Here is a 12596-nt window from a genome sequence, read left to right as displayed (position 1 = left end):
CACTCATGCCGCCGCGCCGAGGCGCGCGACTACCTGAGCGCGTGGTGACCAAAGCGTTCAACGAGAAAATCAATGAACGCGCGTGCGCGTGCCGACTGATTCAGTTTGTTCGGGTAGTAGACGAACAAATCGGCATCCGGCGGAACGTGTTCGGGGAGTACCGCGCGCAGTCGCCCGCTCTCCACGAGATCCACCGGCCGATCCGTCACGTCCAATTGCACTTCCACGTGGGGGTGCCGCTTGGCGAATTCGGAAAGGAGCGGCGCAATCACGGTGCGCCCGAACCCCATGGGCGCGTTGACGCGCAACAGGCCTCGCGGCACTGACCGGCTCGACGATACCGCATCCTCCATCTCTCGGATCTCGGCCAGGATGCGCGTCGCATGAACTTACGTGGGGGGGCGCAAGCGACGGGCGGGCGGTGCGGACCGACCGGCATCGGCCAGCAACGTCGCTTTGCCCCTCCGCCATTGCGTCAACCGATGGAGGGGCGTGCGGTGGCGCGTCGTGACAACAGCATCAGCACTGTCAGCACGCAAAAAATGGCGCCTGCGTAAAACGTCGCCATGGCGCCGACCCGATCCCACAGCATGCCGGCAATGACGCTCGACCCGAGCGTGACGATGCCGCTCACCAGGTTGAAAACACCAAAGGCCGTCCCCCGCAATTGGGCCGGCGCCGTCTGGGCGACCATCGTGGCAAGCAGCCCCTGGGTCATGCCCATATGCAATCCCCAAAGGGCGACACCGACGAGCAGTACCGTCCAATGGTTGCCGTGCGCGAGCACGATGTCGGACGCGAACAACATCACAAGGCCCGCGATGAGCAATCGGGTGTGGCTCATCTGGTCGGCGAGCTTTCCGAAGGGATAGGCCGACAGCGCATAGACGGCGTTCATTGCCACCATCACCAGCGGCACCCATGCGACAGGCACGCCGCTGTCCATGGCCCGCAGCACCAGGAATGCTTCGCTGAATCGCGCCAGCGCAAATACGCCCCCCACGCCGACGACCCACCAATAGTCGCGTCCGAGGCGTTTTGCGTTCTCCCAGCGAATCGGGTTGACCCGCTTGGCCCCGCGGTCGTGAGCGGGTTCTTCAATGCCCAGCGTGAGCAGCGCCACGGCGATCACGCCGGGGATCATGGCCAGCCAGAAGGCCAGCCGAAAGTTGTCCGATCCTGCGAGCATGATGAGAACCGCCAGCAACGGTCCCAGGAACGCGCCCACCGTGTCCAGTGCCTGTCGCAAGCCGAACGCCGCGCCGCGCAGGTGGGGTGGCGTAACGTCGGCCACCAGCGCGTCGCGTGGGGCACCGCGTACGCCCTTGCCAACACGATCGAGCACGCGCGCGGTCACGACAACCCCGATCGTGGGCGCGATGGCGAACAACGGTTTGCTGATCGCACCGAGACCGTATCCCAAGACCGCAAGCCACTTGCGATTACGCAAATAATCGCTGAGCGTTCCGGAAAACACTTTCACGATTGGGGCCGTGGCTTCGGCGATCCCTTCGATCAGGCCGATCGTCGTCGCGCTCGCGCCGAGACTTGCCATCAGAAACATCGGCAGGAGGCTGTGGATGATCTCGGATGAAATGTCCATGAACAGACTGACGAAACCGAGTATCCACACGCTTCGTGGGATCTGTTGCAGTACCTTCGTTCGCGGGTTGGCTGACATCGAACATTTCCGAGGGGCGGCGGAATCGAGTGGGGGGCTGGACCTGCCTCCCACAGGGTAAACCACCTGCAGGTTAGCTGGCAGGCACGTTTTCGGCTATTACTATTGTTGGGATTGCCCTGCCGCCGGAGCGACTGCTGCTGTGCGTCGTCGCCCTGCCAGGGGGCAACCGCGGAACGACGTGTCCGAGCGTGCCGGCTGGAAAGCGCCCGAACTCTTCTCTACAATGAAAATCCGCACTCGAAGCCGAAACCGAACATCGGCTTGCGAGCCCGCCGGCTGCGCTGGCGAACGCCGGCAATCAAGGAAGGCAACCATGTCGACACTGATCGAAACGATGACGGGCGCGATCGACGGCCTACTGCCGGAACTCGAGGCGATCTACAAGGACCTTCACCAGCATCCGGAACTGTCGATGCAGGAAGTCCGCACCGCACGGATCGTGGCGGACTACGTCGAGAAGCTCGGCTATGAAGTCGCGCGCAACGTGGGCGTGACCGGAGTGGTGGCCGTGCTTCGCAACGGCGCCGGGCCGACGGTGATGCTGCGTGCCGACATGGACGCGCTGCCGATGGCCGAAGCCACCGGACTGCCCTATGCCAGCACGGTGAGCGCGAAGGATGAAGACGGCGTCGAGGTCGGTGTCGCACACTCGTGCGGTCACGATATGCACGTGACCTGGCTGATGGGCGTCGCGCGACTGATGGCCGAACATCGCGACGCCTGGCACGGCACCCTGATGGCCGTTTTCCAGCCCGGAGAAGAAGTCGCCCGCGGCGCGCGCAGCATGATGGACGATGGGATGACGCAGCGCTTTCCGAAGCCCGACGTGATTCTCGGCCAGCACGTGATGGTCGGCGCGGCGGGCACGGTGGGCTATCGAAGCGGCACGATTCTCTCCGCCGGCGACAGTCTCAAGGTCAAGCTGTTCGGCCGTGGCTCGCATGGGTCGCAGCCCCAGACGTCGATCGATCCGGTCATCATGGCGGCGTCCACGACGCTGCGCCTGCAGACGATCGTGTCGCGCGAAATTTCGCCACGCGACAGTGCGGTGTTGACCGTCGGGGCCCTGCAGGCGGGAACGAAAGAAAACATCATCCCCGACGACGCCACGCTCAAGCTCAATGTGCGCACATTCGACGAAGACGTGCGCGAGTACATGCTCGGTGCGATCCGTCGTATCTGCTGTGCGGAGTGCGCCGCCTCGAACGCCCCGCGCGATCCGGAGTTCACAACGCTGTCGAGCTATCCGCTTACGGTCAACGATGCCGCGACCCACGCGCGCCTGCTTGCCGCCTTCGAAGCCCATTTCGGCGAGCGCGTTTATGAAACGCAGCCCGCGGCGGCCAGCGAGGACTTCAGCGTGTTCGGCCGTGAATGGAACGTGCCCTATGCCTTCTGGTTCGTCGGCGGCACCGATCCCGAGGTGTTCCGGCGCGCCGTGGCGGCGAAGCGGATCAACGAGATTCCGAGCAATCATTCGCCGAAATTCGCACCAGTGATCGAGCCAACGCTGCGCACCGGGTTGGAGGCCATGCTGTGCGCCGCCGGCGTGTGGCTCGCCCAACACGACGCAGCGGCATGAATTCCCACACGGTCTATCTCGTTCTCGACCTGATCGGTACCTTCGCCTTCGCGCTCAGCGGCGCGGTCGCGGCGCGTCAACGGCGACTCGATCTCTTCGGCATTGCGGCAGTGTCGTTCATGGTGGCTTGCGGCGGCGGTATCATCCGCGATGTCTGTATCGGCGCGATTCCGCCCACCGGACTCTCGAACTGGCGCTATCTAGCGGTGTCGTTGCTGGCATCCGTCGTGGTAATTGCCGCCTACGCGCCGGTTCGCCGGATGCACCAGCCAGTGCTCTTCTTCGACGCGATCGGGCTCGGCCTGTTTGCGGTCTCGGGCGCGCAGAAGGCACTGGCCTTCACACACAGCGCCGAACTGGCGATTCTGCTGGGGATCGTGAGCGCGGTCGGTGGCGGCGTCATGCGCGACGTGCTGCTATCGCGCGTGCCATCCATTCTGGACCGGGAAATTTATGCCTCGGCGGCGCTTGTCGGCGCGGGCGTGCAAGTCGGTTTCTTCTATGCGGGATGGACGGACTGGTGGACGCCGTGGTTTGCCACGTTTGCCTGCGTCGCGCTGCGTCTCGCGTCACTTCGTTTCGGCTGGGGGCTGCCGGTATTCGGCAAGCCGCGCGTGATCGACGGCCCCGACGGAAAGTAGTGGGGCTTCCGGCAGGCAGGACCGCGGAACACAACCGGCCGTCAAACGTCGACTGTCAAAGGCGCTGTGCTCGCGTGCCGGGCTGCGGCATTACGCTTGCGGACCGGCCGATTCCTGCGCGCGACGCAGACGCTCGCGGCTGTTGGTGAGGTGCGTGCGCATGGCCGCGCGCGCCGCTTCCGGATCGTGTCGCGCAATGGCGTTATAGATGTCTTCGTGCTCGCGATTCACGCGATTGAGATACGACACCTGGTCGTCGTCGGCGAGCTCGGCGGAATTCACGCGCGTACGTGGAATGATCGTGTTGCCGAGCTGCTCGAGAATGTCGTGGAAATAGCGGTTGCCGGTAGCGTTGGCCACTTGCAGATGGAACGCGACGTCGGCCGTCACCGCATTGCCCGTGCGTTGGCGCACGTGCATCTCGAAGTCGTCCAGCGCCTGACGCATCAGCTTGAGCTGTGTGTCGGTACGGCGATTCGCCGCCAGCCCGGCCGCTTCCGTTTCCAGCGAAATACGCAGCTCCAGGATCGCCATCACGTCGAGCATTGTGAGGATGCGGTTGGTGTCGACCTGCAATGAATTCTCGCGCGGCGCTTCGAGCACGAAGGTGCCGATGCCGTGGCGCGTTTCCACCAGTTGCGCGGCTTGCAGTCGCGAGATCGCTTCGCGGACCACGGTGCGGCTCACGCCCAGGCTTTCCATGATGGCCGACTCGGTCGGCAGCTTGTCGCCCGGGCGGAACGTCCCGCTGCGGATCTGCTCGGACAACGCGCTCACCACCTCTTCCGTGAGGCTGCGAGACTTGCGGCGAGGACGTGCGGGCAACGGGCTGGTCATGGACATGGCGTTGGTTGGAATGTTGGGTGACGACAGAACGCCCCCAGTTTACCTTATCGCCGGTCGCATACATACGACAACCGATAAGAATCGACCGCCAACGCCACCCCCTAATCGGTATCAGGCATTGGCGGCCGAAAGTACCACCTCGTGCGACTTCTCGCGACCACTCATGACTGCCTGGGCCGGCACGCGCACGGCGCCAGCCCGGACAGCTTTCCTACGGACGAACCCGCGTCAGAAATCGACGCGGATCCCCAGCATGCCGACGACCTGCGAACTCGTCGCCGACGGCGTGCTGTTCTGCGAGTCGCCCACCGCCGGGCCGGCATTGATGATGCTTGCCGCATTGGCCGAGAGCGACTTGCCGTTGGCGTGCTGCCAGGCTTCGAGCGCGTACAGCGAGGTGCGCTTCGAGAGCGAATACACTTGCGCAAGCGAGACCTGATGATAGGTGGCGGCATCGGTGATGCCGTTCGCCTTCGAGGCCGCCGTGTAGCTGTACGCCGCCGCCAGACGCCACTGCGGCGACACGACCCACGACGCATGCACGCCCGCGGTGTTGAAGATGGCGGTGTCATGGAAGAGCGACGCCGCGCCCGGCTTGTACTGCACGTTGCTGTAAGTCGCGCCCAGCGTCACGCTGCCGATCGTGTAAATACCGGCCACGGCGATGTGTTGCAGCACATCGGCGGTGACATAGCCCTGGTTGAGGGAGGACGTGCCCGGCGTGCCGGTCGACGCACCATTCCACGTCGCCCCGCTGCCGCCCACGTTGTTCAGGCGCAGGTAGCCGGCGGCCAGCGAGAGCGGGCCACCGTCGTAGCGCAGCGCGCCGGAGTAAGTGTTGCCCTTGCTGAACGCACCGGCCTGTCCGCCAAAGCCATATTGCAGGCTGGCCGTCACGCCCCACATCACCGGCGACGTGTAGGTCACCGAGTTGTTGATGCGGATGGTGGTGTCGAGACCGTCGATATCGCCCGGGTGTGCGCCGGTCGCGCCCGTCACGTAGGTCGTCGGGCCGATGGTGCCGACCATCAGGTAGTACGGCGTGTACTGACGGCCGATGGTCACCGTGCCGAGCCGATCGTTCTTCAGGCCGACGAAGGCTTGACGATTGAACATCGAACCGGACGCGCCGAGTGTGCCATTGTTGAGGTCGAAACCGTTTTCCAACTGAAACAAGGCCTTGGTGCCACCGCCCAGATCCTCGGTGCCGCGCAGGCCCCAGCGACTCCCCGCCAGATTGCCGCTGCGCAGATAGGTGTTCGACTTGCCGTTCTGGTTGCTGCTGTACGTCATGGCATCGTCGACGATGCCATACAGCGTTACGCTCGACTGCGCAAACGCCGGGACGGCGCCAGCGGCGAGCCCGGCCAATACAAGCCCGGCAAACAATTTCGAATGTCTCACGACTTCTCCTTTTGTGGTGTGTTTTCTTGGACTTCGCTTGAAACGTTGTTGCATGCTCACGGGGGACTAAAAACGGGGTGCCCGGCCGCTCCAGTCGGGTTGGTATTTGCGCATCTGGATGGCGTCGTTGCGAGTGCGCACGCCGCAACGCAGAAACTGCTCGTGCAACTTGGCCAACTGGTCCTGATCGATCTCGAGACCCAGCCCAGGGGCCTGCGTCACGGCGACTGCGCCATTGCGAATGGCGATCTTGCCGCCGCGCACGACTTCCTCGTCCGGCGCTTGCCACGGGTAATGCGTATCGCAGGCGTACGACAGGCGCGGCACGCTGGCGGCCAGATGCGTCATGGCCATCAAGCTGATGCCGAGGTGGGAGTTGGAATGCATCGACAGTCCGAGATCGAACGTCTCGCACATGCGCGCGAGCAGTTGGGTGTCGCGCAATCCGCCCCAGTAGTGATGGTCGGAAAGGATGATCTGCGCACCATTCAGTCGCACGTTCTCGCGGAACTGCCGCAGGTCGGTCACGACCATGTTCGTGGCGAGCGGCATGCCCGTGGCGCGATGCAGTTCCGCCATGCCTTCCAGTGTGGGCGTCGGATCTTCGTAGTACTCGAGATCGCCGGCGAGTTCGCGGCCCATTGCGATCGCAGTGGCGAGCGACCAGTTGCCGTTCGGATCGATGCGCAACGGCTTGTCCGGAAAGGCGCGCTTGAGCGCCTTGATGCACTTCACCTCTTCCGACGGTTCGAGCACCCCGGCCTTGAGCTTGATGCTGCCGAAGCCGTGGGCGTCGATCATCGTGCGCGCCTGGGCAACGAGTTGTTCGGCGTTGAGCGTTTCCCCCCAAGGGTCGAGCGGATAACCGGTCGCCGGCATGTCGATGTGCTGCGCGTACTTGAAGAACAGATACGCGCTGTAAGGCACCTCGGGACGGACTGCGCCGCCGAGCAGTTCGACCAGCGGAATACCCAGATGACGCGCCTGCAGATCGAGGAAAGGCACCTCGAACGCGGCGTAGATCTTCTCGGCGTCTTTGCGCGGATCGGTGCCCGGCGCGAGTTCGTATTCCACGCGCTCACCGCGCACGCCCTGACGCACTACCGCCGCGACGCGCGCGCGCAAGCCGTTGGTGTCGAACGGATCCATGCCGATCAGGTGCGCTCGGGTGCTGTCAAGCAACGCCAGCACTGGCGCGTCGCCGTACGTTTCGCCGAGGCCCACGTGACCGTTATCGGTCTCGATCTCGATGATCGAACGCAGCGCATACGGCTCGTGAATGCCGGCCGCGTTAAGCAACGGTGGGTCGCGAAAAGCGATGGGGGTGATCGTGATGCGGCGAATTTTCACAGCGACTCATCCTCCGGCTCCAGGGGGAGCAGGGCAAGGGACGGAAACGCAAATTGCGTTTTGTGGACTACTTTTACGTCATCGTATGACTGGCCGTAATTTAGGTGACGGACGGGACGTCTCTCTATCGGTGAAATCCCTGATGTGTATCGAAAGATCCCACTAAAATCCCCGGAATTTCGACAAATAATCAATCGAATAGGAATCTCTTAGGGAAATCTCTGAGATGTTCCGACGTGTCTCCTGATTGCAAATTCACCTTTCAAGTCATATGATGACTTACGAGAAATTCAACACGAAGAGGAGACAGCATGACCTTCAGCCGCAGAGGATTCTGGCAACGCACGCTTGGCGCACTGGCATGTGCGACCGTATTGGGAAGCATCGCGAGTACCGCAACCGCTGCGCCGGTCGCGCTGAACATTGTCGACGTGGCGGGTAACCTCGCCCTCACGCAGAAGGGCTTCGAGGCCTTCCGCGACAAGTACCCGGATCTTGTTTCCAAGATCACGTTTACCAACGCGCCCGCTCCACAACTGCCGGGCAAGATCAAGGCCATGCAAGCGGCGGGTCGTTCCGACATCGACATCGTGCTCACGGGTACCGATGCGCTTGCCGCCGGTATTCAGCAAAACCTCTGGCAGCGTCTGCTGCCTGATGACAGCGCAAAGCTGCCGGGCGTACTCGACAAGTACTCGCCTAACGTGCGCGCGATGCAGGAACTCTCAAAGGGCTACGGTATTACCGTGACGTATAGCCCGGGAGGACCGCTCATTGAATACAACCCGGCCAAGGTCAGTCATCCGCCGAAGACAGCCGCCGAGCTGCTCTCGTGGTGCAAGGCCAATCCGGGAAAGCTGATTTATGCACGTCCGGCCAACTCGGGCCCGGGCCGCGCATTCCTCATGGGGTTGCCGTATCTGCTGGGCGACAAGGACCCGCACGATCCGATCAAGGGCTGGGACAAGACGTGGGCGTTCCTGAAGGAACTCGACTCGTGCATTCCCTATTACCCGGGCGGCACGTCGGCGGTGATGAAGGAACTGGGTGAGGGCAGTCGCGACATGACCGTGACCATGACGGGTTGGGACATCAACCCGCGTGCCTTGGGCATCGTGCCGGCAAGTTTCAAGGTGCAGGCCTTCGACAAGTTCACGTGGGTCAATGATGCGCATTACATCGTCGTGCCCAAGGGCGTTGCCAAAGAGAAGATGGAAGTCATTCTCAAGCTGATCAACTTCATGCTCGAGCCTGCGCAACAGGCGCTCGCCTACGACGACGGCTACTTCTACCCGGGCCCCGCCGTGAAGGATGTGCCGCTGTCCGCCGCGCCGGCGAAGAGCCAGGAAGTGATTGCGAAGTATGGCCGTGCGGAATACGCGAAGCTCATCGCCGACTTCCCGCATGCCGTGCCGCTCGATGCGACCGCAATGGTCGCCGCATTCCAGAAATGGGATGCCGAGATCGGCGCGCGCAAATCGAAGTGACCGGAGTGATCGGAGTCGTCCATGAAGCACAACTTTCAACACCTGCGCCTCGACAACGTCGCGCGCGCTTTCACCAACGCGGAAGGTCAGTCCGTGGCCGCCTTGAACGGCCTGGACCTGACCATCGAGCGCGGCGAATTCATCGCGCTGCTGGGGCCGTCGGGATGCGGTAAATCCACCGCGCTCAACTGTATTGCCGGACTGACGCCGCTGACCGGCGGCGCCATCTGGCTAGACGACGAGCGCATTGACGTGCTGCCAAGCGAGAAGCGCGGCTTCGGCATGGTCTTTCAGAACTACGCGCTGTTTCCGCACATGAGCGTGCTCGATAACGTGGGCTTCGGCCTGCGCATGCGCGGCATGCCGCGTGCGGAGATCGAGAAGCGGGCCCGTGCGGCCTTGCAACTCGTGCAGCTCGTGGGGCACGAGCGCAAGCTGCCGGGCCAGCTCTCGGGCGGGCAGCAGCAGCGCGTGGCCATTGCTCGCGCCATCGTGATCGAGCCGCCCGTCGTGCTGATGGACGAGCCGCTCTCGAACCTCGATGCGAAGTTGCGCATCGAGATGCGCGCCGAGATTCGCCGCATTCACGGCGAACTCGACCGCGCTACGATCTACGTGACGCACGATCAGGACGAAGCGCTCTCGATGGCCGACCGCATCGTGGTGATGAAGGAAGGCGTCGTGCAGCAGATCGGCGTGCCGCGCGATGTTTATTGCCGTCCGCGCAATCTGCATGTGGCGCGCTTCATGGGCTATCGCAACGTGTTCGACGTGTCGATCACGTCGGCGCAGGGCGATCGCGCCCGTGTGTCGAGCGGTGGTGCGTCGTTCGACGGCGTGCTCATGGAGTCGCCCGGCAGCGAGGGCAAGGTCAGCGTGGCGATTCGTCCCGACGATTTCGAGCGTGCACAGGCCGCCAATGACAACGCATTCGATACGGTCGTGGAGACCGTCGAATACGGTGGCCGAGATTCGTTGTTGCGGGTGGCGTCGCCCTTTGGTCCGTTGTATGCGCGCCTGCCCGGCGACTATGCCGTGGGTGAGCGCGTGCCACTTTGCGTGCCGGTCGAGCGCACGCTCGTCTACGCCGGAGAGCGCGCATGAGTGCCGCCGCGTCCTCCCCGTCGCTCACGCCGGCCGCGCGCTTCGACGGCCGTGGCTGGCTCGTGGCCCCGGCGCTCGTGTGCCTGCTCGCGATGTTCGTGTACCCGTTCGCCTACGGCCTGTTCCTGTCCTTCCAGCCGATGGAGGGCGGCGTCTTCGCGAACTACGTGAAGTTCTTCACCGACCCGACGCTGTGGCCGACGGTGCTCATCACGCTCAAGCTCGCCGTGCCGGCCACGTTGATCAACGTCGGCGCGTCGATTCCGGCGGCGTTCGCGCTGCGCAAGAGCACGCGCGCGTCGAAGTTCGTGACGATGCTGCTCGTTGTGCCCGTCACGCTCGGCACGGTGCTGATCGCCGACGGCATGCTGACGTACTATGGACCGAACGGCTGGTTCCCGCAGGCATTGCATGCGCTGCATCTCTACAGCGACGAAGTCCGCCTGACGCACAACTATTGGGGCGTGCTGATCTCGCTGGTGATTTCCGGTTTCCCGTTCGCGTTCCTGCTGATTCTGTCGTACGTAACGGGTATCGATCCGACGCTCGCGCGTGCGGCCGGCACGCTTGGCGCCGGGCCGTGGCAACAGTTCCGGCTGATCTATTTGCCGCTGCTGGTGCCGGGATTGACGATGGCGGCGTGCCTGTCGTTCGTGCAGGCGTTCTCGGTGTTCCCGTCGGCGGTGCTGCTCGGAGTGCCGGCCGGGGCCACACGCGTGGTGTCGATCGCAGCGTATGAAGCCGCGTTCGAGAGCTACGACTACTCGCTGGCGTCGTGCGTGGCGATCGTGATGGGCTTCGTGCAGTTGCTGATCGTGGCAGGGATGCTCGGCGCGCGCCGGGCCTTCTATAGCGGTCCGACCACGGGAGGCAAGGGATGAGCGCCACCAACAAGCATTTGGCCGGAACCCTGGCCGCGCAAAACGGAGATTTCATGACCACGCCTTCGCCCGTGAGTTCGCTGGCGGCTGCCCCCACGACCCGACGCAAGATGCGCCGTGAAGGACCGGGCTCGCGTCTGTGGCGTGTGCTGGTGTGGGGCGCGATGATCTTCTTCCTCGTGAACGTGGGGTTGATGATCGCCACCGTCACGATGAACTCGCTGGCCACCCGCTGGTTCGGCACGCCGCTGCCGCAAGGCTTCACGCTGCATTGGTACGCACAGGCATGGCGCGATTTCCAGCTTGCCGATGTGCTGTGGGTCACCATGGAGGTCGTGGGTGCGGTCGTGCTGCTGTCGATTGCGCTGGGCGTGCCTGCGGCGTATGCGCTGGCGCGTGCGCAGTTCCCCGGCAAGAAGCTCGCGATGCTGGTGTTCCTGCTGCCGTTGATGGTGCCGCCGGTCACCTACGGCATTCCGATGGCGACGGTGCTCTACAAGGTCGGGCTGGGGGGCACGCTCGCGGGGGTGATTCTCGCGAACCTCGTGCCGTCGCTGCCGTTTGTGATTCTCGTGATGACGCCGTTCATCGAGCAGATCGATCCGAATCTCGAAGCCGCCGCGCGCATCTTCGGGGCCAACACGCTGAAGTATTTCCGCTACGTCTTGCTGCCGCTGCTGGTGCCGGGGATTCTCGCGGCCGGGTTGCTGGTGCTCGTACGCACCATCGGCATGTTCGAGCTGACGTTCTTCACGGCGGGTCCCGACACGCAGACGCTCGTCGTCGCGCTGTACTACGCGGTGTTCTCGACCGGCGTGCGGGCGCCGCAGTCGATCGACGCCATGGCCATGATCTATATGGCGATCACGCTGTTGTGGGTGCTCATCGCGCTGCAATTCGTGAGTCCGACGCAGCTCGTGAGCCGCGTCAAGGAAGCGCCGAAGGGCGAGTAGGTCGTTGGGAGTGCCGCCGTCGCCTTGGGAGGGTCCGGGGGATGTGCGGCACTTGCCGCTTCCGCTGCCATGGCATTGCCGTCCCCCGCTGTTCTCTCCTTCGCTCCGCGCTGCATTGCAGCGCAGCAAAAAAATCGCTGACATCGGACGGAATAAAGCGTCGCGACCGGGCGTTCTGAGAGTGTCGTCCCCGACATTTCATTCAGGAGCCAATGTCATGAACCAACGTCAATCGATGTCCTCCGTTCTCACCGCACTCGTGGCGGCCGCCGGCCTGTTCGCCGCTGCCGCTGCCCATGCCGAAGCCCCGCTCAAGGCGATGGGCGGCATGATGGTCGATAGCCAGAACCGTACCGTCTACACGTTCGACAAAGATGTGGCCGGCAGCGGCAAGAGCACCTGTAACGGCCCGTGCGCCGATGCGTGGCCGCCCGTGATGGCCGCGCCGGGAGCGAAGGCCGAGGGCGATTACACCGTCGTGACGCGCGACGACGGCACGATGCAATGGGCTTACAAGGGCAAGCCGATGTATCGCTTCTCGAAGGACACCGCCCAGGGCGACATGAAGGGCAACGGCTTCAAGGACGTGTGGCACGTGGTCAAGCCCTGAGCGGGAGCGCACGCAGATCCGACAGGGAGTCAAGGGTGTTGGCGGTCTGGCCGG

The 12596-nt window shown here is 63.7% G+C and carries 11 protein-coding genes and 1 pseudogene; 7 read left to right on the top strand and 5 right to left on the bottom strand.

Annotated features, from left to right (window positions below):
- Positions 1-29 precede the first annotated feature (29 nt).
- A pseudogene (locus OYT13_RS20130) lies at positions 30-386 on the bottom strand (LysR substrate-binding domain-containing protein); the annotation flags it as partial.
- A gap of 89 nt (positions 387-475) precedes the next feature.
- Positions 476-1681: an MFS transporter gene (locus OYT13_RS20125; protein ID WP_268566867.1), complete on the bottom strand. Its 1206-nt coding sequence runs from the start codon at positions 1679-1681 to the stop codon at positions 476-478.
- Between the two features lie 316 nt (positions 1682-1997).
- Between OYT13_RS20125 and OYT13_RS20120 the strand changes: the two genes are divergently transcribed.
- Both OYT13_RS20120 and OYT13_RS20115 read left to right on the top strand, forming a co-directional pair.
- Entirely contained in the window at positions 1998-3266 is a 1269-nt protein-coding gene (locus OYT13_RS20120) for a M20 family metallopeptidase (RefSeq protein WP_268566866.1), read from the top strand.
- Positions 3263-3907, top strand: coding sequence for a trimeric intracellular cation channel family protein (locus OYT13_RS20115; protein WP_017232534.1), 645 nt, complete (start codon positions 3263-3265; stop codon positions 3905-3907). The genes OYT13_RS20120 and OYT13_RS20115 overlap by 4 nt, the downstream gene beginning before the upstream one ends.
- Positions 3908-3997: 90 nt before the next feature.
- Here OYT13_RS20115 and OYT13_RS20110 read toward each other — a convergent pair whose 3' ends face one another.
- From OYT13_RS20110 to OYT13_RS20100, 3 genes are all read right to left on the bottom strand, one after another.
- Positions 3998-4744, bottom strand: a complete 747-nt coding sequence (locus OYT13_RS20110) for a FadR/GntR family transcriptional regulator (RefSeq protein ID WP_017232535.1) — start codon at positions 4742-4744, stop codon at positions 3998-4000.
- A 237-nt stretch (positions 4745-4981) separates the two neighbouring features.
- Complete coding sequence (locus OYT13_RS20105; RefSeq protein ID WP_017232536.1) at positions 4982-6142, bottom strand: porin; 1161 nt, start codon at positions 6140-6142, stop codon at positions 4982-4984.
- An 81-nt stretch (positions 6143-6223) separates the two neighbouring features.
- Positions 6224-7507, bottom strand: a complete 1284-nt coding sequence (locus tag OYT13_RS20100; RefSeq protein WP_268566865.1) for a glucarate dehydratase family protein — start codon at positions 7505-7507, stop codon at positions 6224-6226.
- A 311-nt stretch (positions 7508-7818) separates the two neighbouring features.
- Here OYT13_RS20100 and OYT13_RS20095 point away from each other — a divergent pair, with 311 nt between their 5' ends.
- The 5 genes from OYT13_RS20095 to OYT13_RS20075 all read left to right on the top strand — a co-directional run bounded on the left by OYT13_RS20095 (position 7819) and on the right by OYT13_RS20075 (position 12542).
- Positions 7819-8994 (top strand): ABC transporter substrate-binding protein, encoded by a 1176-nt coding sequence (locus OYT13_RS20095; protein WP_017232538.1) that lies wholly within the window; start codon positions 7819-7821, stop codon positions 8992-8994.
- 21 nt (positions 8995-9015) lie between these two features.
- Positions 9016-10098, top strand: a complete 1083-nt coding sequence (locus OYT13_RS20090; RefSeq protein WP_017232539.1) for an ABC transporter ATP-binding protein — start codon at positions 9016-9018, stop codon at positions 10096-10098.
- The gene (locus tag OYT13_RS20085; RefSeq protein WP_150562559.1) at positions 10095-10979 is read left to right on the top strand and encodes an ABC transporter permease; all 885 of its coding nucleotides are present in this window, start codon (positions 10095-10097) and stop codon (positions 10977-10979) included. The genes OYT13_RS20090 and OYT13_RS20085 overlap by 4 nt, the downstream gene beginning before the upstream one ends.
- A 110-nt stretch (positions 10980-11089) precedes the next feature.
- Positions 11090-11932, top strand: coding sequence for an ABC transporter permease (locus OYT13_RS20080; RefSeq protein WP_232424539.1), 843 nt, complete (start codon positions 11090-11092; stop codon positions 11930-11932).
- A 217-nt stretch (positions 11933-12149) separates the two neighbouring features.
- On the top strand, positions 12150-12542 hold the full coding sequence (locus tag OYT13_RS20075; protein ID WP_017232542.1) for a COG4315 family predicted lipoprotein: 393 nt from the start codon (positions 12150-12152) through the stop codon (positions 12540-12542).
- Positions 12543-12596 lie beyond the last annotated feature (54 nt).

This window comes from Pandoraea sp. XJJ-1 (assembly GCF_026802345.1).
In the GTDB taxonomy this organism is placed as follows: Bacteria; Pseudomonadota; Gammaproteobacteria; order Burkholderiales; family Burkholderiaceae; genus Pandoraea; species Pandoraea cepalis.
The sequence above is the reverse complement of the archived record's forward strand: the minus strand, read 5'-3'. Positions and strand labels throughout refer to the sequence as shown.

Excerpts from the sequence above, each read along its gene's own strand:
- OYT13_RS20125 (WP_268566867.1), bottom strand. The coding sequence starts at position 1,681 with ATGTCAGCCAACCCGCGAACGAAGGTACTGCAACAGATCCCACGAAGC.
- OYT13_RS20120 (WP_268566866.1), top strand. The coding sequence starts at position 1,998 with ATGTCGACACTGATCGAAACGATGACGGGCGCGATCGACGGCCTACTG.
- OYT13_RS20115 (WP_017232534.1), top strand. The coding sequence starts at position 3,263 with ATGAATTCCCACACGGTCTATCTCGTTCTCGACCTGATCGGTACCTTC.
- OYT13_RS20110 (WP_017232535.1), bottom strand. The coding sequence starts at position 4,744 with ATGACCAGCCCGTTGCCCGCACGTCCTCGCCGCAAGTCTCGCAGCCTC.
- OYT13_RS20095 (WP_017232538.1), top strand. The coding sequence starts at position 7,819 with ATGACCTTCAGCCGCAGAGGATTCTGGCAACGCACGCTTGGCGCACTG.
- OYT13_RS20090 (WP_017232539.1), top strand. The coding sequence starts at position 9,016 with ATGAAGCACAACTTTCAACACCTGCGCCTCGACAACGTCGCGCGCGCT.
- OYT13_RS20085 (WP_150562559.1), top strand. The coding sequence starts at position 10,095 with ATGAGTGCCGCCGCGTCCTCCCCGTCGCTCACGCCGGCCGCGCGCTTC.
- OYT13_RS20080 (WP_232424539.1), top strand. The coding sequence starts at position 11,090 with ATGCGCCGTGAAGGACCGGGCTCGCGTCTGTGGCGTGTGCTGGTGTGG.
- OYT13_RS20075 (WP_017232542.1), top strand. The coding sequence starts at position 12,150 with ATGAACCAACGTCAATCGATGTCCTCCGTTCTCACCGCACTCGTGGCG.